Raw genomic sequence first — 20,149 nt, forward strand, 5'->3', positions numbered from 1 at the left:
GGTGCAAAGTGTAGGCATGAGTTACTCCACCGCCCAGCCCTTCGACCCCACCCAATGGCGCGAGGTCGAGGGCTTCGATTTCACCGACATCACCTACCACCGCCACGTGGGCGACACGCGTGCCGACGGCACCGTGCGCATCGCGTTCGACCGCCCCGAGGTGCGCAACGCGTTTCGCCCCCACACCGTGGATGAGCTCTACCAGGCGTTGGATCACGCCCGGCGCGATCCGTCGGTGGGCGTGGTGCTTCTGACCGGCAACGGACCGAGCGAGAAGGACGGCGGGTGGGCGTTTTGCTCCGGCGGCGACCAGCGCATTCGCGGCCGCTCCGGCTACCAGTACGCCGGCGGCGAGACCGCAGAAACCGTCGATACCGCGCGCGTGAAAGCGGAGGGCGGTCGCCTGCACATCCTGGAGGTCCAGCGTTTGATCCGCACGATGCCGAAGGTGGTCATCGCCGTGGTCAATGGTTGGGCGGCCGGCGGCGGGCACTCGCTGCACGTGGTGTGCGACATGACCATCGCCTCGAAGGAAGAGGCGCGGTTTAAGCAGACCGACGCGGACGTGGGCTCCTTCGACGCCGGCTACGGCTCGGCGTATTTGGCCAAGATGGTCGGCCAGAAGTTCGCCCGCGAGATCTTCTTCCTCGGCCGCACCTACACCGCAGAGGAGATGCAGCGCATGGGCGCGGTAAACATCGTGGCGCCGCACGCGTCGCTTGAAGACGAGGCGATCCAGGTCGCCCGCGAAATCAACGGCAAGTCCCCCACCGCGCAGCGCATGCTGAAGTTCGCGTTCAACCTTGTCGACGACGGACTGATGGGCCAGCAAGTCTTCGCCGGCGAGGCCACCCGCCTGGCGTACATGACCGACGAGGCCGTCGAGGGCCGCGACTCGTTTTTGGAAAAGCGCCCGCCGCGCTGGGACGAGTTCCCGTTCTACTACTAGCGCTGCTCGGTCGCCCCGGCCAGCAGCTCCTCCACTGAAATTGCACCGCCTGCCGCTTCGAACTCCCTCTGGGCGTCGGTCAAAAGCTGCGGGTCGTTGAGGATGTCCGCGATAGTCTGCGCCAACCCGACCGCAGCATCGAACGCGCCCTCAAACGCACGATCCGAGATCGCCGCCGCGGCGAAATCGGTGGTGTGCAGCGCGGTGCCCTCCGGCGCAATTTTCACCAGCGGATGGATACCCGGAACCAGGTGGGACACGTTGCCGAAATCGGTCGATGCGGCTTGCGAATCCGGCAGGGTTCCCGCCGGAAGCACGTCTCTTCCGCGGGACGCTTGCGTGGCACCCCACCGCTTGGCGAGGGTCGCGTTGTTTCGCACGGGCAGCGACATCGGATGTTCGTCCCACTGCGCATCCACTGCCGTGCCTGTCATTAACGCCGCCCCCTGAAGGACGTTCTCCACGCGCTGGCTTAAGTCCATCAGCGTTTCCGTGTACAGCGAGCGGACGTGCATCTGCAAGGTGGCGGTCTCGGGGATGATCGACGCGCGGGCTCCTCCGTCGGAAAGCACCGCATGCAACCTGTCCGAGGGCGGCATCTGCTGGCGCAGCAACCCGCACGCCTGATAGGCGAGGGTGGCCGCGTCGAGGGCGTTTCGCCCCATGTACGGCTGCATCGAGGCGTGCGCGGGCACGCCGGTGAAGGCGGCCGTCAGTGTGCGGCGGCCCACCCACACGTGGGACACAAGGTCGTAGGAAAACGGGTGCATCATCACTGCGCAATCGACGCCGTCCAGCATGCGGCCGCGGATCATGTATTCCTTGCCTGTGTGCCCCTCCTCCGCGGGGGTGCCAAGGAACACGATCCGGCCGCTGCCGCTGCCAACGGCGCCGAGAAACGCGCCCACCCCGGCCGCCGCAATGACGTTGTGCCCGCAGGCGTGGCCGATGCCGGGAAGCGCGTCGTACTCAGCCAGCACGGCGACTGTGGGGTGCACCGCTGGGTTGTAGTCGGCGCTGTGCCATTCGGCCCGCAGTGCCGTCGATACGCCATGCGCGCCACGTTCCACCTGGAACCCGTGGCGTTCAAGAACCTCTGCGATCACCGCCTGCGCGTGGTGCTCTTCAAACGCCTCTTCCGGGTGGGCGTGCAGGTCGCGGACGATGTGGTCGAGGTCAGCACGGATCTCTTCCACCCGCGCCTCTGCGTTTCTCCAGGACTTCAGGTGCTCAGGACCGCGCAGCTCCAGATCAAAATCCGGTGTCGCCTCCGCGAGTCGATGCTGGACAGCGTCATCCATGCGCTCCAAGAACGCGCTGGAGGGAGTGGTCGGTCGGTCAGGTAGGTCGGAAGTAGGCATTGGTGCTCAGCAGTGGTCTTGTCGAACAGGACATTTCGGCCGACGGTAACAAAAAGCCCGTCCACCACGTCGGAGCCAATTCCCCCGCTACTACTACACAGCTGTAAGGAAATTTCAGGGCGCTGCAAGGTCACCGGGTTACGCTCCGGCCATGTTGAAGCGAACGATGACAGCCACAATCGTCGCCGCCTCGCTGACTCTGGCCGCGTGCGACGGAAACATCCCAGACACCCCGACCACTGCTGACGCCGCCGACGCCTCCGCTGAGCCTGCGGCACCGCCCGCTGATGTCCCCGTCCCCGAGGCGGCACCGCCCGCCGACGCTCCCGCTGCCGACCCTGTCGCGCCGGTAGCGGACGAGAACACCCTCCCCGCTCCCCCGCCCTCCTCCGCGGTGCCCAACATGCGCGACGCCTACGCCGCGGCGCTCGCGGACCCCGCGCAGTACTTCGCCGACCAGGACGGCCTCGACGGCACGTTCACCTACGACCTCATCGATGTCGACGGCGATGCCGAGCTCGAGCTGCTCCTGCGCGCCGGCAAGGAGGGCCCGGCACCGGTGCGCGTGCTGCAGCTTTTCGACGGCACCCTCACGGCCACCACCGACTACCTGGTTGACGCCGCCGGCACCTACCCCACCGTGTTCACCGCCGGTGTGCAGCCGGGACTGACGCAATACGAGACGGACGGCACGACGCTGACCGCGACCCAGTTCGAGCTGCACGGCAACCGCCTGGTCAAGGCGTTCGGCCCGGAGGAGACCGTCGTGGGCAACCCGCTGGACGACGTGACCCTGATCCACTGGACGCCCACCACGGACACCGCGCAACTGGCAGAGATGGACCAGCCCGACCCGCTGAACGTGCCGCGCGAAGGCACCATGAAACAGGTCTCGGATATCCCGGAGCTCAACGGGCAGTCCTACCGCGTGCAGTTCGGCACCCGCGACCGCGGCGGCCGCATCCCGGTGACCTACCCGGACCTCGGCTGCGCGGGCCTCCTCGAGCCATTGCACGCCTCCGCCGGTGAGGAGATCCAGGACGGCTTCCGCGAGAACATCACGGAAGGCACCTGCGACAACGGCGGCACCTGGCACTTCTCCATCAACGACTCCCGCGAGCGCGCCACCTACAACGCCCCCACCGGGCGCTACCACGCAGAAGGCCCGCTCAACCGCGCCGGCTGAGCGCGGCTCAGCGCCGAACCGGGCGCATCCCGCGCAGTACCCGGAGCAGCACAACCGCCACCGCGGCCAGCAGAATGGCGCCAACCGCGAGCGCAACCCACCCCCGCGGGCCAGTGGCGGTCACGGGCCAGGCGGGCACCGCGGCGATCCACAGGAAGGACTCCGCCAGCACGTCACCGCCGATGGTGGCAGAGACGATCGTGACCAGGATTGTCGCCGCCAGCGTCCACATCACGCCAAAGCGCACGGTCACGGCGAGCGCGGCGAGGGTGAGGACGGTGCCGGCAATTACGGCGAGCACACCAAAACGCGCGCTCCCAGCCACTGCGCCCGCGAGCAGGCACACAAGCGCAACAATGCTGGTAAACCAGCTCATCAACGCGACGCCGACTCGCGGGTGCTCCACTTGCATCAGCGCCCATGCCGGGCGGATCCGCGGCCACACAAGCGTGGGCAATACGCCTGCGCCAACCGGGAGGATCGCGTACGCGAACAGCGCCTGGCGCACGTCCGCCGGATAACGTGTGGCGAGCAAAAGTACCAGTGCGGTCAGCACAAGCACCATGCTTAACGACGGCATCCGCCCCGCCCTCGCAACCCCCTTCCACGCGGACACAAACCCGGTGCGCGCGGGCCTCGGCATGGCTGGCCCAGCAAGCGCGGGCGCAGCCACTTCGTGGGTGGTGCGGCGCCGAAGAATGGGTCGCGTGCGGCGCGGGGTGAGCACGGCAGCGACGAATCCGGCCGCGGCTAGAAGCAAGGTGAGCGCGAGCGCAGGAAACGGCGACTCGCCGGCCATGGGCGAGGTGTCCTCCAGCGGCAACAGGTTGAAGTGCATCTCCATCGTGGGCAGCGCCAAGCGCGCGGGCCAGGCGCCGGGGTTGCACCACCACCAGCTTCGCTCCACGAAGTACCCGAGCTCGATGGTGAACACGAATGCGGCTACGAGCGTCGGCAACAGCCCTACACGGCGGGTGGCCGCGGCTGCCAGGCCCGCTGGGCCCAGCATGCCGAGCCACACAAACGCACCGACAAGCGCGACTTGCGCAGCGCCCTCCAGGCCGAACACCAGTGCCGCCGCAACGGGCACCACGAAGTCCAAAATGACGAACACGGCCAGGGCCAGCCACACCACTGTGATGCGGGCGGCGCGGGTGCCCGTGTAAGAGACGGGCCGCCAGAGTGTGCCCCCGGCGCGGGTGTCGCGCTCGCGGTTTTCAGCCAGCCCCGCAAACAGCGCCGCTACGGGTGCGGCCATGCCGGTGACCAAAAGCCCCTGGGGATACAGCAGGGACTTCGCGGAGCCAACATCACCGACCAGCGAAAAAGCAGTCAGCAGCAGGCCAAGAAGCAGCCCAGCCCCTGCGAGCCACCACAGCGTTGAGCCCTTGGCGCGGATCCATTCGGCGCGAAGCAGACTCATTTCCTGCCCCCTGCGGTCAAGCGGAAGAAGGATTCCTCCAGGTTCGGGCCCAGCTCCGCAAGTTCTCCGGCGAAGCGGACGTCGCCGCCGGCGATGACGGTGGCGTCGTCCGCCATGTGCAGTACCTCGCCCAACTGATGGGAGCTGACCAGCACAGTGCGCCCGGCGCGGGCGTAGTCCTTCAGGTAGGCGCGCAGGTGGGCGATGCCCTCGGGGTCGAGGCCGTTTTGGGGCTCGTCCAAAATGAGCACCTCCGGCTCACCGATGAGCGACTGCGCCAGCGCCAACCTGCCCTTCATTCCGGTGGAGAAGGTGCCCGCCTTCTTCTTGCCTGCGCCCTGCAGGCCGACGAGTTGGAGCACCCGGTCCGCCTCCGAGTCGGGCAGGCCGAGCAGCGTCGTGTGCACGCGCAGATTGTTGCGCGCGCTCAGGTGGCTGTAGAAGGCGGGGTCATTGATCGAGGCGCCCACGTGCCGCAGCGCCTCGCGGGTGAACGGCTGGCCCATTAGTGTCACCTCGCCCGCGTCGGGTTGGATCAGGCCAAGCAGCACTGACATCAGCGTCGATTTCCCCGCGCCGTTGGGCCCCAACAACGCGTGGACGCGGCCCGGGGTGGTTGTCAGTGAAATATCGCGCAGCACCTGGTGCCCGCCGAACGAAACTGCGACACCGCGGCAGGCGAGTTGTGTATCGGTCATGCCCCTATCGTCCGCGGTGAGCAAGCCTTACACATCGGCCGGCGGGACCACTATCCCTCCTCCTCTAGGAGGAGATGCCGGCGCGTTGCGCGATCAGCGCCAGCGCCACCCGGTCACGCGCGCCGAGTTTGGCCAGCAGACTGGATACGTGCGTTTTCACTGTGGTTTCCGCGATGTACAGCGCGGCGGAGATCTCTGCGTTGGTCGCTCCGCGGCCGATCTCGGCGAGCACCTCACGCTCACGGGTGGTCAGCCCCTCCAGCGCAGTGGCCAACGCCGGGCTACCTGGACCTTCGCGGACCCACTCCATCACCCTGCCGGTCACGCCGGGCGCGAGGACGGATTCGCCGCCGGCCACCGCGCGCACCGCTCCCGCGAGCACGTCCGGCTCTGCGTCCTTGAGCAGGAATCCGTGGACGCCGGCGTCGATGGCTGCGTGGATGAGCGCGTCGTCGTCGAACGTGGTCAGCATGATCACCCGCGGGCCCAGCTCCATAATTGTGCGGGCGGCGGCAATGCCGTCCAGCACAGGCATGCGGATGTCGAGCACGGCGACGTCGATGCGGTGCGCCCGCGCCTTCTCCACCGCCTCCGCCCCATCGGCGGCTGTGGCCGCGACGGTGATGTCGTCTTGCGCGTCCAGGATGGTTTCGAGTGCGCTGAGCAGCAACGGTTGGTCGTCCGCAAGCAAAATCCGGATCATGCCGCCAACTCCGCCCGCACGGTGAATTCCTCTCCTGCCTGCCATGCTTCGAGCGTGCCGCCGGCGCTCGTGGCGCGCTCGCGCAGGCCTTCCAAACCGACTCCGGTGCCGGGCTGCGGGCACACCCGCCCGGTAGAGACCACCTCCACCACAACGGTCTGTCCCGGTGTCACGCGCACGGAGACGACCGGGTCAACTTGGTGACGGGCCGCGTTGGTCAGCGCTTCGGCCACGATGCGGTGGATGGCGAGAGAGGTCACCGGAGGGACGTCGATAGGCGGGGCGTCGAGCGCGACCTGCATGCCGGCGTTGCGAAAACGCTGCACCAGCGCGGGCAGATCCGCGATCCCGGCCACCGGGGCGAACCCGCGATCGCTTTCGCGTAGGCCGCGCACGAGCAGGCGGATCTCCGCCAGCGACTCACCTGCGGCGGCGTTGATTTGCTGCAGCGCCTCCCGCTCGCGCCCGGACGCGAGACCCGCGTTGGCCTGCGCCTTGATCAGGGTCAACGAGTGCCCCAGCACGTCGTGGATATCCCGCGCGATGGCCTGGCGCTCGTCCACCCGCGCCGCCGCCAGGCGCTGTTCTTTCGCTTCCGCGGCCCGGCGACGGGCGGCCTCCTCCCCTGCCAGATTCGCACCCAGCAGGTATGCCACTGCGAACGCTGCCCAATGCAGCGCCAGCGTGAGCGCACCGTCTGCGCCACGGCGGTAGAACAACACGAGTTGCTCGTCCCACGTCCACATGAACGGGGAGAGCAACGCCCACGCGCACGCCGCCGCCAGCACCCCTAGCGCGAAGGATTTACCGGCGTACCTGCCAGCGACGAACGTCGCCACCGGCACCGCCAGTACCCACATCGAAGAGCCCAGGTTCACCGGCGCAGCCAGCCACACCAGCGCCCAGGCGGTGTTGAGCACCACTAACGCGGCCGACGCCGCCCGCGGCTTGCCGGTGAGCACCGCGAACGCAGCGACGAACCCCCAGGACAGCAGCGCCTGCGCCCAGGCGGCGGCGCCCGGGCCGCTGATCGCACTCACGGTGTAGACGGCGGCAAGTACCGCCGCCGCCACCGCAAGCACTGCGTCACCCGTTTTCACATGCACGGGTGTCTAGCTTATCGACGGCTCCGCGCACCCACCTCCTCCCCAAGGAGGAGACCTACTTGGTCAACCCCGGGATCTGCGGAATGGTGGGCAGGCCCTTGACGCCCGCGTTCTGCAGCAGCGCGAACAGCGCACCCAAGGCGGCGAGCACCGCGGCGACGATGCCGATGATCTGCGCCAGCTTGGCGTCGAAGGTCTCCGGTGCCTTTTCGTCCGGTGTCTCCACCGGGTCCTTCGGTGCGGGGCCCGGCTCAGGCGCGGTGTCGCCCAGGTCGGCGTTTTCCAGCTTCGGCGCCTCCGGCAGCTTCAGGTCCTGCGTGGGGAAGATGACGTGGCTGGTGCCGTCGTGGCAGGTCTTGGCCTCCTCGAGCGCGTAGTAGTACGAGCTTTCCAACGTGTCCTGGACCTGGCCGAAGTAGGTCTTCTTCATGTTCGCGGCGAACGCGTCGCGCTGCCAGCCCTCCACATGTCGCAGCCACTGCGCGGTGTTTTTGCCGGTGCGGCCGAACACGTAATCGTCGCCGAGCGGCTGTGCCTTCGGCACCCCGCCGTCAATGCCCACGAACCAGTCAGCGTTGCCCTTCAGCGCGCGGCCGGCCGGACCCAGCGGAATCTGGGAGCCTTCCTTCATGTCCAGGTAGAAGTCGGCGTCTGTGGTGTGCAGGCCGAGCGGCGCCAGCTTCTCCTTCGCGGCGGCGCGGGCGTCGGCGCGGACATCGCCCTCGGGTGTTTTGTCGTCACGCAGCAGGCGCAAATGCTTGACGACGTCCGGCTCGGCCACGTAATCGTCGCCAAGCTTCTTCAGCTCCGGGAACGTCGCCTCGAACGCCTCGACGACCGAGGTGGCGTACATGCCGTGCGTGAGTGTTTTCGCGGCGCGTTCGGCTTGGTTGGCGGGGCCGCGCTCGACGTCGTTGAGCGTGACGCGGCAGTAGTTGGTGCCGTCCTTGGTGAACGGGGTCAAGGTGGCGGCGGTAGCAGTGACAGGGGCGGCGAGCGAAAGGGCGGTCGCCGCAGCGACGGCCGGTGCGATGATCTTCCTCATGCTTGTTAAATCGGTAAAGAGTGAGATCTGCGTTACAGATGACTAGGAGCGGGGCTAGCCGGGTCGATAGCTCGATGTCGATACTTCCAGGTCGATAGTTCCAGGTCAGCGCGTCGGGAGTGTTTTCGGCTCAAAATCGGCGAAACGCTGTGACCAGCAACTATCGACATCAAGGTACCGACCTCGCCGCAAACGCCCGTTTATCCGCCCCGTCGCACCACTCACCGCGACCCGCCACGACCGCAGCGGTATCGTTTCTGCCATGACGTTGGGCCTTCTCATTCTGCAGTTCGTAGGCATGATCGCCCTGGTGGTAGCCGCGTGGTTCGTTGGGAAGCGCAGGCTCGGCTTCAGGTGGGCGTCGCTGGGCTGGGGCGCACTGGCGTTCCCGTTGTCCCAGGTAGCCAGGTTTGCGCTGGTTATCCCGCTGCAGTTCCTCTTCAGCAAAACATTCGAGCCAGCGACGGCCACCGCCCTGACCACGGCACTGTTCCTGGTCACCTCGGGCCTGTTCGAGGAGACCGCCCGCTGGATCGTGCTGCGTTTCTGGGACAAGAACACCCGCGAGTGGAACGACGGCGTCGGCTTCGGCCTGGGCCACGGCGGCATAGAAGCGCTGCTACTCTTCACCAACCTGTTTGCTGGCAACATCATGCTGTTGACCACCGGCGACGCAATCAAAGCTCAGGCCGCCGGAAGCGACGACCCTGCCACCGCGCAAGCCATTGCAGAGCAGATTGAGGCGCTGCAGAACATCGGAGTCGGCATGATCGCCACAAGCTGGTACGAGCGCGCGCTCGCGATCGCCGCACACGTGGTGTTCACCCTGATCGTGCTGCGCGCGGTGCGCGAGCGTCGCTGGCAGCTCTGGGCGCTGGCGGTGGTGTGCCACATCGGGCTCAACGCCGTTGCGGTGCTTGTCGCACCCCACAGCGTGCCGGTGATGTACGTGCTGCTCACCGCACTCACTGCCGCGGGGCTTTGGGCGATTATCAACGGCCCACTGTCCCGCAAAGCCTTCGCCCGCACCGCCCCTACGAACCCTCTCGAGAACGAAACGCCCGCCAAGTGACCCACCTGCTGGAACTTCTCCCCGTCGATCCCGCGAACCCGCTGGCCATCATGCCCGCGCTCGAGGAGGCCCTGACCGGCCAGCGCACACTGTTGCCCGTGCCTGCCAACGACCCGGCGCGCACGAACCTGCTGCGCAACACGCTGAAGCCCGGCGCGCCCATCGACGACGACATCGCCCTGGTCGTGTCCACCTCCGGCTCCACAGGAAAGCCCAAAGGCGCGATGCTCACCCCGGCGAACCTGATCTCGAGTGCGGACGCGACCCACCAGGCGCTCGGCGGCGAGGGGCAATGGCTGCTGGCGATGCCGGCCGCCTACATCGCCGGAATCCAGGTGCTCGTGCGCAGCATGGTCGCAGGTGTCGAGCCCGCATACGTCGACCTTTCCCGCGGCTTCAACGTCGCCGAGTTCGCCGCCCGCGCCCACGAGCTGGCCCGCACCGGCGAGCGCACCTACACCGCGCTGACCCCGATGCAGCTGGCCAAGGCCACATCCACCCTCAAGGGCATCGACGCGCTGCGAACCTTCAGCGCGGTCCTCGTCGGCGGCGCCGCCACCAACCCGCGGCTGCTCGAATCGGCGGCGAAGCTGCGCATCAACGTGGTCACCACCTACGGTTCCAGCGAAACCTCCGGCGGGTGCGTCTACAACGGCCGTCCCATCGCGGGCGCGCACGTGAGAATCGTCGACGGGCGCATCCACCTCGGCGGCCCCATGGTCGCCCGCGGCTACCACCATCGCGACTCCCCCGACCTCCAAGACGGCTGGTTCCGCACCTCCGACGCCGGCGAGCTCGAAGGCGGCGTGCTCACCGTCCTCGGCCGCACCGACAACGTCATCTCCTCAGGCGGCCTCAAGCTCCACCCCGAAGTGTTGGAAGAGGAGCTCTTGCGTATCGACGGCGTCACCGCTGCCACCGTCATCGGCAAAGACGACGACCGCTTCGGCCAGCGCATCTGCGCTGCCTACACCGGCTCTGCGACAGTGCCGGACATCCTGGACGCACTCGCCGACGCGGAGGACGCCGGCCGCATCGCGCACTGGCAGATCCCCAAAGAACTCAAGGTGGTGGCGGCGCTGCCGCAGCTCGGCCCGGGCAAGGTGGACCGCGCGGCCGTCAAGGAGCTGTTTTAGCCGTTCGGGTTCTCGATGACCACGGGCGCGACCTGGAAGCCCGGCGAGCCATAGTCAGCCACCCACCGGAGAAACGGCGTGATTTCTTCGCCCGGACGCAGCGCATGACGATTACGGCTCGGATCGCGTTCTCGACCGTCGGTTTCCAGGCCTTGCTCTCCGCCAGCGAGACGGTTCCCCCGTTGCGCACTACTGTCGTGCAGGAGTCAACGACTACGGACCTCAGCGAGGAGCAACGATGGATAGGACAGCGGGGCAAGCAGGGGCGGCGGGGACGCCGTCGCAAGGCAATATGTTTCAACGCCACCCGGAACCACTGCCGCTTCACGGTGATGTGTTGGACCTGACCACGCAGTCCAGTCCAGCCTCGCAACCTGCTGCCGCGGAACCACCACAGGTCGCACCCGCCACCACGACAGCACCGGGGGCGGCCCCTGCTCCAGCGGCCGCCACCGCCCCCGCCCAGGAGGAACCTGCAAAGCCGGCGAAGCGCCCCACTGCAGTCAAGGTGTTCTGGTGGTCCGCAGCCATCGGCCTCATCTCGTTCCTGCTGTTCGGATTGTGCCTGGAAACCTTCGACCCTGATGGTGAGTCGTTTCTCACGACGATTCTCGCCTTTGGGTTCTTCTTCGGCTTTCTCACCGCAGCATGCGCACTGGTTTATTTGGTTGTGCGCAGGTTTACGGGGAAGTAGTCGGCCACCTGCACAGAATCCCCGGGTACCCAGAGAGCGACCCCCTTTCGACGCCCAGGTGTCACGCTTGCAGCAACACAACATTCGCCATTTTGTTCGATTTCCGAGTTGTCATGTCGGCCCGCTGCGTAATGTCTCGACACGTACCTTGCCATGACGGCCGATTACCGGCAGAGAGGACCTTGGAATGGTTGAGCGCGACTACGTTGAAAAGGTCATGAAAACGTGGAATCCCCACATCCCCGACAGTGAAGTCGAGTCCAGATACAAACACATGCAGGAGGAGTGGCAGGACCACGTAAATCGCTCGCTGCAGTCCAAAATGGAAGAGTACGAAGCTGCAGGAATTCCTCCAGGACCGGCGATCGAGCAACTCGAAGGCGCCTTCATCGAGAAAGCAGCCCTCAAGTCCGTCATCGACTACCACCTCGGCGAATACCTCGAAGAGATTGAAAAACGCCGTCGGGGACTCAACCGCGACTACTACGCCCACCTCTGGACCATTCAAGATCCAGACGGCTGGAGGAAAACGCCCTGGGAGACGGAGATCAACCCACAACTTGCCGTTGCGTTGATACAGAGTTTCCCCGAGGAGGGGCCCGAATTCTATGTCTTCACAGCTGCCCGGATCGAGCGTGAGCTCTACGAGACGGGTGAGATGCCCGAAATCAGCGATACCTTCCTAGAGGAAGTTCGCGAAGCAATCGCGGAGTGGGAGGCCGCAGGTGCCCCACGGGAGAGGCTCTCGTTCGCGGACGTGTGCGTCTAGCCACGTCGCGGGAGGAAACGCTCGAAGGCCTTGCGCTGCCCCTACTTGGTCACGTCCCAGCGGACGCCGAAGAAGTAGTCCCTGGTTGAGGCGGGACTCGTTACGCTCCGCGAGCTTCGTCGATGAGGCGGAGAAGCTTACTTACGGGGATTGAAGCTTCACTCTCAACCAGAGCACTTGCTCCAGCTTCGAGGAATCTGCGAAGCACATCGTTGGTAGAAGCACCTTCAGCAGCCGCAATCTCACGCGCGGCGTCGAGAACACGGTTGGGCATGCTCAAGGTGAATGCAACTGTGGCGTCGGGGTCGGCCACATCGCCGAGATCCACGTGCTCGGCATCTTCCATGAACGCAGATGTGTCGTTGTTGCCGTAGTAGGAACGTAAATCTTCCAGTTGTTGTTCGTTCATTGTTCCCCCCTTTTGTCGGAACCGTCGGATTTCCTGCACCGTCATGTCACGCGAAGTCATTACGTAGGTCCTTCCGTCTTCCGCTGCGGCCAGAACGACGAAGAGGTACCTGCCAGCCCATATGCCAGACAGCGTGCACGATCACCGTTGTGTTTCGCAGGCGCAGTGGTATACAGTCGACAACGATAGATCCTCGGTCGGGCATCTTCCCCTTTGCGGGCAATGCATAAATGACCGGGGCCTTTCTTTTTCTGTGGAGGCATGCCCGTTGGGAGAATCGGCAGCCCTACCCCTGCTTAGTCACGTTCCAGCGCACGCCGAACTTGTCTTCCACCACGCCAAAGTGGTCGCCCCACGGCGCGAGGGCGAAGGGCATGACGGCGCTGCCGTCGGCGCCCGCGAGTTCTGCGTAGAGCGCTTCGCCCTCCTCTACGGTCTCTACGTTCGCGGTGAAGCCGAAGTCACCGCGGTTGAGGCTGGTTTCATCGCGCTCGAGGTCGTCTCCGCCCGAAATGGAAAACGGGCCGGTGAGCGTGGCGTGGGCGATAGCCTCGCGCGGCGGGTCGAAGGGGAACTTCACCCCTTGGTCCAGCTGCTCGCCGTAGGTGAGCAGCTCGAGATCGCCGCCGAAGACGGATTGGTAAAACTCCAGCACCTCGCGTGCGTTGCCGGGGAAGGAGACGTAGAGCTGTGTCGTCGTTGCCATGTGCGCCGAATCTAGCAGCACATGAAAAACACCCGCCGGTTAGCGACGGGTGTTTGAGCAGAGACAACCTACGCGGTCTTCTCCTTCGAACGGTCGAAGGCCAGCAGAATCAGGCCAACGACGATCCAGCTGCACAGGACAATCCAGGAACCCTGCGCGTCCGCGCCGTCGAAGAAGCTCAGCGAGCGCACGAGGTAGCCTGTCGCACCAATCGGCATGAGCTGGCCCAGTGTGGACCAGCCGGCCGGCAGCATCCACGGGCCTGTTGCCAGGCCGGCCAGCGGGTTAGCCACAAAGATGGTCAGCACCGCACCGAGGCCAGCGCCCGGCACACCAAACAGTGCGCCCAACCCGGCGGTGACCGAAGAGGTCGCGGCGATACCGAGGGCGATAGCCAGCCACTCCATACCCACGCTGCCGCTGAGCGTGCCGTAGATGCCGTGCAGCATCCAGACCGCAACCCCCGCGCCGAGAGCCGCCACACCCGCGATGACCGCGGCTTTCGACCACTTGTGGCCGCGCAGCAGCACGGTTGCGAGCATGCCAGAGATCACGCCGCCGAACGCGAGTGGCAAGCCGAGCAATGCCAGGCCCTGGGCCTGCGGGTCGTCCTCGGTAGTGGGAGCGAGATCCTCGGTCTCCACCGGCATGCCGGAGGCCTGCATGTTCTGGGCGAGACCATTGAGCAACTGCACGTACGGCGCACCGTTACCGGAAGCGGTGTAGACCGTGGCGCCGCCCTGCCCGATTGCGATCGCGCCGACCGCGTCGCGGTTGCGCACCATGTCTTCGGCCTCGTCCTGCGAGCTCACCGCGATGAAGTCCGGGTGCTCTTCCTGCTGCTCTGCCTGAGCGCGCAGCTTTTCGACGACCGGCTCCGGCCCCGCCACCGCCACCGGCACCCCGTCCGGGCCGGAGCCGAAGGTGGGTGCCAGAAAGGCCCACAGCATGAGGCCGAGGACAATCGGCAGTCCCAAAATCAGGGCGATGGTCTTTTTCACGGTGCTGCTGGTGCCATTGGCACCGTTGGCGCTGTCGGTGCGCTCGCCGCCGGCGGGGGCGGCATCTTGATGCGCGACGGTTGTGCTCATCGTTTCCTCCAAGTGGAATAGATTGTTTCACTTTAGCAAAGTGGAGCATATTGTTCCACTTTCCAATTGTCAAGAGTAAGGTGCCGAGTATGCGAAAAGATGCTGCTGAAAACCGCAAAGCGCTCGTGGAAGCGGCCACGTCGTTGATTGCCCAGATGGGGCCGGAGGTCTCGCTGCGCACCATTGCGAAGGAAGCAGAGGTGGGCGTTGCCACCGCGAGCCGCCACTTCCCCACCAGGGACGACCTCTACCGCGCGGTGCTGGAAAACGTCATGGACAACATGCGCGCGGTCGTCGACAAGCACGTCCCCCGCTTCCCCGACACCCCCGAGGCGACCTGGCGCTGCGCCATCACCGAGATGGTGGACATCAGCTTCCCCGCCGTCGGCGAAAAATTCCTGCCCGTGTTCGCACCCCACTTGGACCAAGAGGAACGAAACGCACTAACAGAAAAGGTAAAAGCCCTCTACCGCCCCCTCCTTACAGAGGCGGAAAAGTACGGGCTGTGCCCCGGCGACCTCGACGTCTTAGACTTCCACTTCGGCATCATCGCGCTGTCGCGGCCGCTGCCGGCCATGGCAGAAGAGGTGTTCGCCCGTAGCAGGGGGTGGCTCGTGGACGTGTTTATTTGCGGGTTGCGGGCGCAGGCCGAAGGATCGTCGTAAAGCAATCGTCCACAAAGCACAACCATGTAATTCGTGCCACAATGCGGTGGTGTGAGGCACGAGAAGCTACGCTCCCGCAAACCGTCCACAAATCCGAAGTACGCAACCTCCCCCTCCACCACCCACTACCGCGGCACCTCGCCGGCGCGCATGCAGGCGTCGAGGTTCCGCAACAAGCAACGAATCCCGATGATCCCGGCGTATTAAAGAGGCGCTACAGGAGTTCGTCGATAAGCGAGCGCACGCGATCGTCGATGTCGTCGCGCACCAGGCGCATCCGCTCCATGCTCACGATGCCGCGGTGCGAGGGTTCGTCGGTGCGCCAGCGCTCCAGCGTGCCACGGGCGCCGTCAGGCATTTCCACCTGCGCGTCTTCTCCGAGCACCACGACGCGATCGACGCTGCGCAGCAGTTCCGGATCGATGGGTTTGGGCGTTCCGTGCGACATGTCGGCGCCAGCCTCTGCGATCGCCTCGACCGATTCCTGGTTCAGCTTCGTGCCGGGTTTGGTACCCGCGGAGTGGATGCCGAGCTGGCTACCCGCGTGCTTCTCGGCGAGCGCCGCCGCCATCTGGGACTTGCCGCCGTTGCCGACGCAGACAAACAGGACTGAGGGCTTCATGCAAGGCTCCTTTGGTGAGGCAATGTTGGGTCATCGGGGAACAGTTTCGGGCCGATACCCCGCATGAGGTAGACCAAGCCGACGAGCACCGGGATCTCAATGAGCGGGCCAATCGTGCCCGCCAGCGCCTGGGCGGAGGTGGCGCCGAAGGTGCCGATGGCCACCGCGATGGCGAGCTCGAAGTTGTTGCCGGCGGCCGTAAACGCCACCGAGGCCGACTGGGCGTAGTCCATGCCGGAGAGTTTGGCCACCACAAGAGCCACAGCGAACATGCCCACGAAGTAGCACAGCAGCGGCAGCGCAACCGTGGCCACGGTCAACGGCCTGGACAGGATCTGGTCGCCCTGCAGGGAAAACAGCAGCACGATCGTGTACAGCAGGCCGATCAGCGCCAGCGGGGAGATCCGGGGCAGGAAGGTGTTCTCGTACCAGTCGCGGCCCTTGGTGCGCTCACCGATGATGCGCGAGAGCAACCCGGCCAGCAGCGGGATGCCCAAAAAGACGAGCACGGAGGAGACGATCGCCCAGAAGGAGAACTCCACCGAAGTGGTCTCCAGGCCCAGCCAGGACGGCAGGATCTGCAGGTAGAACCAGCCGAGCACACCGAACATGAGCACCTGGAACACCGAGTTGATGGCCACCAGCACGGCGGTGGCTTCCCGGTCGGCGCAGGCGAGGTCGGACCACACCAGCACCATGGCGATGCAGCGCGCCAGGCCGACGATGATGAGGCCGGTGCGCAGCTCGGGCTCGTTAGGCAGGAAGATCCAGGCGAGCGCGAACATGAACGCGGGGCCGACAATCCAGTTCAAGATAATGGACACGGTCATGAGCCGTTTGTCGGTGGCGATCTCGCGGGTCTTGTCGTAGCGCACCTTGGCCAGCGGCGGGTACATCATCACCAGCAGGCCGAGCGCAATCGGCAGCGAGATCCCTCCGACCTCCAGGCGCTCGAGTGCGCCCGAAAGCCCCGGCACCGCCCGGCCGAGGGCAAGGCCCGCCGCCATGGCGAGCATGATCCACACCGGTAGGAAGCGGTCAAGAAATGACATGCGCTCTACTGGCTGAGAGGTTGTGTCTTCCATGTGGAATCCTTATCTATTGACGATTATCAATACGAACACTAAAAGGCACATTTATCGCTGTCAATATGAAAAGGTAGGAAGCATGAAAGATTCTGTCGCCACGGCAGCAGACACTGGCCTCGACTGCTGCTCGCTGGGCTCCGGCTTGCTCTCCGCAGACGACGCGACGCGTTACGCGGCCCTGTTCAAAGTTTTGGCGGACCCCGGCCGGCTGCAACTACTCTCCTGGCTCGCCGAAGAGGGCTGCGAGCCGATGAGCGTGAGCGAACTGACGCAACGCTCTGGGCTAAGCCAACCGACGGTTTCCCACCACCTCAAAAAACTTACCGAGGCCGGTCTCCTAGAAAAGAGCCGCCTGGGCAGGTCGGTCCTCCACCGGCTGCGCCCGGAGCTGTTCGCGGAACTTCGCACCGTGCTGCAGATGGACTGAGACTCACCAGCTGAAACAGAACCACTCCCAGCAGAACTGGCCCAAAGACTGCCACATGCCCCTACTGCTGGGAGAAACGCTCCAAGTCGTCCGGCGCACCCGCCATCACAATCAGGTCCGACGGGGAGAGCTCCTGGCCCGGCACAAACGGCTGCCACTCGCCGTTGCTGTTGCGCACGGACACCACCTGCACGCGGTGCTTGTCCCACAGCTTTTCCGCGTCGCAGGGACCGGACAGCAGCGCACGCGGCGGGGCCATCTTGATCACGCCGTAGTTCTCCGCCAGCTCTGCGAAATCCTGGAACCTCCCGCCGAGCAGATGCGCCACCCGGCGGCCGGTGTCGTGCTCCGGGCGCACCACGTGGTGCACGCCGAGGCGCTGCAGAATGCGGGCGTGGGACTCCGAATCTGCCTTCGCCCAAATGTCGGGCACCCCCAGATCTACCAGGTTGGAGGCGGTCAGGATGGACGCTTCCAGCGCGGAGCCAATGCCGATCACCACGCGTTTGACGTCGTGTACACCGAGCTGGCGTAAGGCTTCGGGGTCGGTGGTGTCGGCGACGGTGGCGTCGGTAAGCAAAGGCGCATGCTCGCGTACCAACCGCTCATCCGCATCGACGCCTAAGACCTCCACGCCGTAGCGGGTGAGCTCCTGGGCGATCGCACCGCCGAAACGGCCCAGGCCAATGACCACCACGGGCGGGATATTCAAACGCTGCGTGGACGTGAAACGGGGGAAGTTAACCAATGAAGGGCCTTTCTGTGGGGTAGTCGAACCTGCGGGAAACGGTGCGCAGCGCCAGCGCTGCGACGAGTGTGAACGGGCCGATGCGCCCGAGGTACATCAGCAGGCACAGCGCGAGCTGGGACGGGGCGGACAAATCCGCGGTGATGCCGGTGGAAAGCCCCGTGGTGGCAAACGCCGAGATGACCTCGAAGTTGACCTGGTCGGCGGTGAACTGGGGATCGCAAATACGCAGCGTGGCCACGCCTGCGGTCACCGCTACCAGCCCCGCCGCGGCCACCGTCATCGCCTGGCGCACCACACCTTTTGGCACGGTGCGGTGGCCGACGGTGGTGGCGTCGCGGCCTTTGAATTCCGCCAGCATGGCCGCTAGCAGCACGGTCGCGGTGGTGATCTTGATGCCGCCGGCCGTACCCGCAGACCCGCCGCCGATGAACATGTAAATGTCCGTGACCATCAGCGTGATCGGGTGCGCCTCGGCGTAGTCGACAGAGTTGAACCCCGCGGTGCGCGGTGTCACCCCGGAGAAGAACGCGTTGAGGCACTTGACGCTGGCTGGCATACCGGCGAGGAAGCCGCGCCACTCCAGTAGTGCGATGATAAGCGTGGCGCTGACCACCAAAAACGCGGTCGCTTTCAGCGTCATGCGGGTAGTGATGGACAACCGCCGCGAGCTCACCGGCGCGCCGTGGACCAGGCCGCGCGCCCGCTCGCGGCCGCGGCGCACCAGCTCGGAGAGCACCGGGTAGCCCAGCCCGCCAATCATCAGCGCACCCGCCAACGGGATGAGGATCCACCCGTCCGTGTTGTAGGAGACCAGGCTGTCCGGACGCAGGCCAAAGCCGGCGTTGTTGAACCCGGAGATGGCGTGGAACACGCCCTCGTATGCGGCGCGTCCCGGCGCCATGCCGTAGACGGTGGCGAAGCGAATGCCCAAGATCACCGCTACCACCCCCTCAAAGAAGAAGGTGAGCAGCAGCGTTGCCACGAGCGTCCGCCTCACCCCACCCTCCAAAATCGGCCGCCCCTCGGCTGCCGTGGCATACCGCGAACGCAGCTTTACCCGGCCGGTGAGCAGCATGCCGGTAAGCGAGGTAATGCTCATAATGCCCAGGCCGCCGGCCTGGATCAGCGCCAGCACAATGAGCTGTCCGGCCAGGCTCCAGTGGCTGCCAGTGTCCTCGGTGACCAGGCCGGTCAAAGTGGTCGCGGACGTGGCGGTGAACAGCGCGCTCATCAGCGCTGTCGGCGCGCCATCAGCGGAGGCGAACGGCATGGAAAGCAGCGCTGTGCCGGCGAGGATCAGGGCTAGAAAGCCCAGCGCAGTCAGTTGCGCGGGGCCGAACCACCTCGAGGAGGCTGTGTCATTCACCGGCCAAACGCTACTCCGCGGCGCGCAGCTTGGCTACGTCTTCTGCTGAATACGTCGCCGCGATTTGGACATCGTTGCCGCCCGAGAGGTTCACCCGCGACAGGCGCACACGCTGCGAGCCCGGGACCAGCGGAAAGTTCGCCGAGCGCTCCGAAACCTGCTTCACCGGAAACCCGGCGCGCAGGGCGCAATGGTTCAACCACACATCGTCGGCGCGTGGGGCGAGGTCCAAAAACTCCGTGCCGCGCTCGGCGACGTAGCGCACCATCTCCTTCGGGTAGCGCACGCCGTCCACGCCGGTGGCGAAGTGCAGAATCGACGGCTCGGCGCTGCGCACCGGCTTCCACTTCTTGTACGGGGCGATGCCGTCTTCATCCAGCACGACTCTGTGGGCGCGGTAGGCGGTGATGGTGGTGGCCGAAGGGGCGTCGATAAGCTTCTGCGCGAAGGTATGCGGGTAAAGCACATCGTCGTCGACGGTAATGACGTTGCAGTCCGGGTACTGCTGGAACGTGCCGTAGTACTTGGTGTGCGGGCCCAGGCCGCCGGTGGATTCGTGCACCTGCAGGCCGCGATCCGCCAACGCCCTCAGCGCGTCCGGCCACCGGGCGTGAAAATCCACGGGATCCAGCCACAGGTGCACCGGCAGGCGCACCGTGCCCACCAGAAGCGACGCGATCGCCGCGGACGCGGAGCGCAAACGGGTGCCGTGGGTGGTCAAAGAAATGACGGTTTCGCCGTCCTCCGGGAAACGCTTATCCGAGTTGTGCGCCGCGTTGAGCAGCAACGGGAGACGAACGAATGCGCCGGTGGCCACGAACCCCTGCCGCACGGCGTAGTCAATCCACATGGCGCATTACCCTAGCCGACCGGCGAGGGAGG

The 20,149-nt window shown here is 65.7% G+C and carries 23 protein-coding genes; 9 read left to right on the top strand and 14 right to left on the bottom strand.

Going from position 1 to position 20,149, the window contains the following annotated elements:
- Window positions 1–16: 16 nt before the first annotated feature.
- Window positions 17–949 (top strand): 1,4-dihydroxy-2-naphthoyl-CoA synthase, encoded by a 933-nt coding sequence (locus tag NUW87_RS02925; protein WP_269027149.1) that lies wholly within the window; start codon window positions 17–19, stop codon window positions 947–949.
- Here the strand turns inward: NUW87_RS02925 and NUW87_RS02930 are convergent.
- Complete coding sequence (locus tag NUW87_RS02930; RefSeq protein ID WP_269027150.1) at window positions 946–2,250, bottom strand: M20 family metallopeptidase; 1,305 nt, start codon at window positions 2,248–2,250, stop codon at window positions 946–948. The genes NUW87_RS02925 and NUW87_RS02930 overlap by 4 nt on opposite strands.
- A gap of 211 nt (window positions 2,251–2,461) precedes the next feature.
- On the opposite strand from NUW87_RS02930, the gene NUW87_RS02935 reads away from it, so the two are divergent.
- Window positions 2,462–3,496 carry a hypothetical protein gene (locus NUW87_RS02935; RefSeq protein ID WP_269027151.1) on the top strand — a complete coding sequence of 345 codons (1,035 nt, stop codon included), beginning with the start codon at window positions 2,462–2,464 and terminating at the stop codon, window positions 3,494–3,496.
- A gap of 7 nt (window positions 3,497–3,503) precedes the next feature.
- On the opposite strand, the gene NUW87_RS02940 is transcribed toward NUW87_RS02935, so the two are convergent.
- The 5 genes from NUW87_RS02940 to NUW87_RS02960 all read right to left on the bottom strand — a co-directional run bounded on the left by NUW87_RS02940 (window position 3,504) and on the right by NUW87_RS02960 (window position 8,471).
- Window positions 3,504–4,919, bottom strand: coding sequence for an ABC transporter permease (locus tag NUW87_RS02940; RefSeq protein WP_269027152.1), 1,416 nt, complete (start codon window positions 4,917–4,919; stop codon window positions 3,504–3,506).
- Complete coding sequence (locus NUW87_RS02945) at window positions 4,916–5,617, bottom strand: ATP-binding cassette domain-containing protein (protein WP_239217581.1); 702 nt, start codon at window positions 5,615–5,617, stop codon at window positions 4,916–4,918. The genes NUW87_RS02940 and NUW87_RS02945 overlap by 4 nt, the downstream gene beginning before the upstream one ends.
- 64 nt (window positions 5,618–5,681) lie before the next feature.
- On the bottom strand, window positions 5,682–6,320 hold the full coding sequence (locus tag NUW87_RS02950) for a response regulator (RefSeq protein WP_269027153.1): 639 nt from the start codon (window positions 6,318–6,320) through the stop codon (window positions 5,682–5,684).
- Window positions 6,317–7,426, bottom strand: coding sequence for a sensor histidine kinase (locus NUW87_RS02955; protein WP_239217579.1), 1,110 nt, complete (start codon window positions 7,424–7,426; stop codon window positions 6,317–6,319). The genes NUW87_RS02950 and NUW87_RS02955 overlap by 4 nt, the downstream gene beginning before the upstream one ends.
- 55 nt (window positions 7,427–7,481) lie before the next feature.
- Entirely contained in the window at window positions 7,482–8,471 is a 990-nt protein-coding gene (locus tag NUW87_RS02960; RefSeq protein ID WP_239217578.1) for a hypothetical protein, read from the bottom strand.
- A gap of 262 nt (window positions 8,472–8,733) precedes the next feature.
- Between NUW87_RS02960 and NUW87_RS02965 the strand changes: the two genes are divergently transcribed.
- The 4 genes from NUW87_RS02965 to NUW87_RS02980 all read left to right on the top strand — a co-directional run bounded on the left by NUW87_RS02965 (window position 8,734) and on the right by NUW87_RS02980 (window position 12,142).
- On the top strand, window positions 8,734–9,543 hold the full coding sequence (locus NUW87_RS02965) for a YhfC family glutamic-type intramembrane protease (protein ID WP_269027154.1): 810 nt from the start codon (window positions 8,734–8,736) through the stop codon (window positions 9,541–9,543).
- A complete protein-coding gene (menE, locus tag NUW87_RS02970; protein WP_269027155.1) occupies window positions 9,540–10,679 on the top strand; it encodes an o-succinylbenzoate--CoA ligase in 1,140 nt (379 codons plus the stop codon). Before NUW87_RS02965 ends, menE begins: the two co-directional genes overlap by 4 nt.
- Before the next feature lie 292 nt (window positions 10,680–10,971).
- Window positions 10,972–11,373 carry a hypothetical protein gene (locus tag NUW87_RS02975; RefSeq protein ID WP_269027156.1) on the top strand — a complete coding sequence of 134 codons (402 nt, stop codon included), beginning with the start codon at window positions 10,972–10,974 and terminating at the stop codon, window positions 11,371–11,373.
- Window positions 11,374–11,560: 187 nt separating this feature from the next.
- Window positions 11,561–12,142, top strand: coding sequence for a hypothetical protein (locus tag NUW87_RS02980; RefSeq protein ID WP_269027157.1), 582 nt, complete (start codon window positions 11,561–11,563; stop codon window positions 12,140–12,142).
- A 100-nt stretch (window positions 12,143–12,242) separates the two neighbouring features.
- Here NUW87_RS02980 and NUW87_RS02985 read toward each other — a convergent pair whose 3' ends face one another.
- From NUW87_RS02985 to NUW87_RS02995, 3 genes are all read right to left on the bottom strand, one after another.
- Window positions 12,243–12,551, bottom strand: coding sequence for a hypothetical protein (locus tag NUW87_RS02985; protein WP_269027158.1), 309 nt, complete (start codon window positions 12,549–12,551; stop codon window positions 12,243–12,245).
- 286 nt (window positions 12,552–12,837) lie between these two features.
- Window positions 12,838–13,257, bottom strand: a complete 420-nt coding sequence (locus tag NUW87_RS02990) for a VOC family protein (protein ID WP_269027159.1) — start codon at window positions 13,255–13,257, stop codon at window positions 12,838–12,840.
- 68 nt (window positions 13,258–13,325) lie between these two features.
- The gene (locus NUW87_RS02995) at window positions 13,326–14,348 is read right to left on the bottom strand and encodes an ABC transporter permease (RefSeq protein WP_269027160.1); all 1,023 of its coding nucleotides are present in this window, start codon (window positions 14,346–14,348) and stop codon (window positions 13,326–13,328) included.
- An 89-nt stretch (window positions 14,349–14,437) separates the two neighbouring features.
- Here NUW87_RS02995 and NUW87_RS03000 point away from each other — a divergent pair, with 89 nt between their 5' ends.
- Together NUW87_RS03000 and NUW87_RS03005 are read left to right on the top strand one after the other, a co-directional pair.
- The gene (locus NUW87_RS03000; protein WP_269027161.1) at window positions 14,438–15,013 is read left to right on the top strand and encodes a TetR/AcrR family transcriptional regulator; all 576 of its coding nucleotides are present in this window, start codon (window positions 14,438–14,440) and stop codon (window positions 15,011–15,013) included.
- 51 nt (window positions 15,014–15,064) lie between these two features.
- Window positions 15,065–15,220: a hypothetical protein gene (locus NUW87_RS03005; protein ID WP_181889732.1), complete on the top strand. Its 156-nt coding sequence runs from the start codon at window positions 15,065–15,067 to the stop codon at window positions 15,218–15,220.
- Window positions 15,221–15,227: 7 nt separating this feature from the next.
- On the opposite strand, the gene NUW87_RS03010 is transcribed toward NUW87_RS03005, so the two are convergent.
- Complete coding sequence (locus NUW87_RS03010; protein ID WP_269027162.1) at window positions 15,228–15,635, bottom strand: arsenate-mycothiol transferase ArsC; 408 nt, start codon at window positions 15,633–15,635, stop codon at window positions 15,228–15,230.
- A complete protein-coding gene (arsB, locus tag NUW87_RS03015; protein ID WP_269027163.1) occupies window positions 15,632–16,720 on the bottom strand; it encodes an ACR3 family arsenite efflux transporter in 1,089 nt (362 codons plus the stop codon). Before arsB ends, NUW87_RS03010 begins: the two co-directional genes overlap by 4 nt.
- Window positions 16,721–16,802: 82 nt before the next feature.
- Between arsB and NUW87_RS03020 the strand changes: the two genes are divergently transcribed.
- Window positions 16,803–17,150 carry an ArsR/SmtB family transcription factor gene (locus tag NUW87_RS03020; RefSeq protein WP_269027164.1) on the top strand — a complete coding sequence of 116 codons (348 nt, stop codon included), beginning with the start codon at window positions 16,803–16,805 and terminating at the stop codon, window positions 17,148–17,150.
- 61 nt (window positions 17,151–17,211) lie between these two features.
- On the opposite strand, the gene NUW87_RS03025 is transcribed toward NUW87_RS03020, so the two are convergent.
- Genes NUW87_RS03025 through NUW87_RS03035 form a run of 3 tightly spaced genes read right to left on the bottom strand, consistent with a single transcriptional unit; the run spans window position 17,212 to window position 20,117 of the window.
- Window positions 17,212–17,898, bottom strand: coding sequence for a potassium channel family protein (locus NUW87_RS03025; protein WP_269027165.1), 687 nt, complete (start codon window positions 17,896–17,898; stop codon window positions 17,212–17,214).
- Window positions 17,891–19,267, bottom strand: a complete 1,377-nt coding sequence (locus NUW87_RS03030) for a TrkH family potassium uptake protein (protein ID WP_269027166.1) — start codon at window positions 19,265–19,267, stop codon at window positions 17,891–17,893. Before NUW87_RS03030 ends, NUW87_RS03025 begins: the two co-directional genes overlap by 8 nt.
- 10 nt (window positions 19,268–19,277) lie before the next feature.
- On the bottom strand, window positions 19,278–20,117 hold the full coding sequence (locus tag NUW87_RS03035; RefSeq protein WP_269027167.1) for a glycosyltransferase: 840 nt from the start codon (window positions 20,115–20,117) through the stop codon (window positions 19,278–19,280).
- Window positions 20,118–20,149 lie beyond the last annotated feature (32 nt).

The organism is Corynebacterium pilbarense (genome assembly GCF_026930265.1).
In the GTDB taxonomy this organism is placed as follows: Bacteria; Actinomycetota; Actinomycetes; order Mycobacteriales; family Mycobacteriaceae; genus Corynebacterium; species Corynebacterium pilbarense.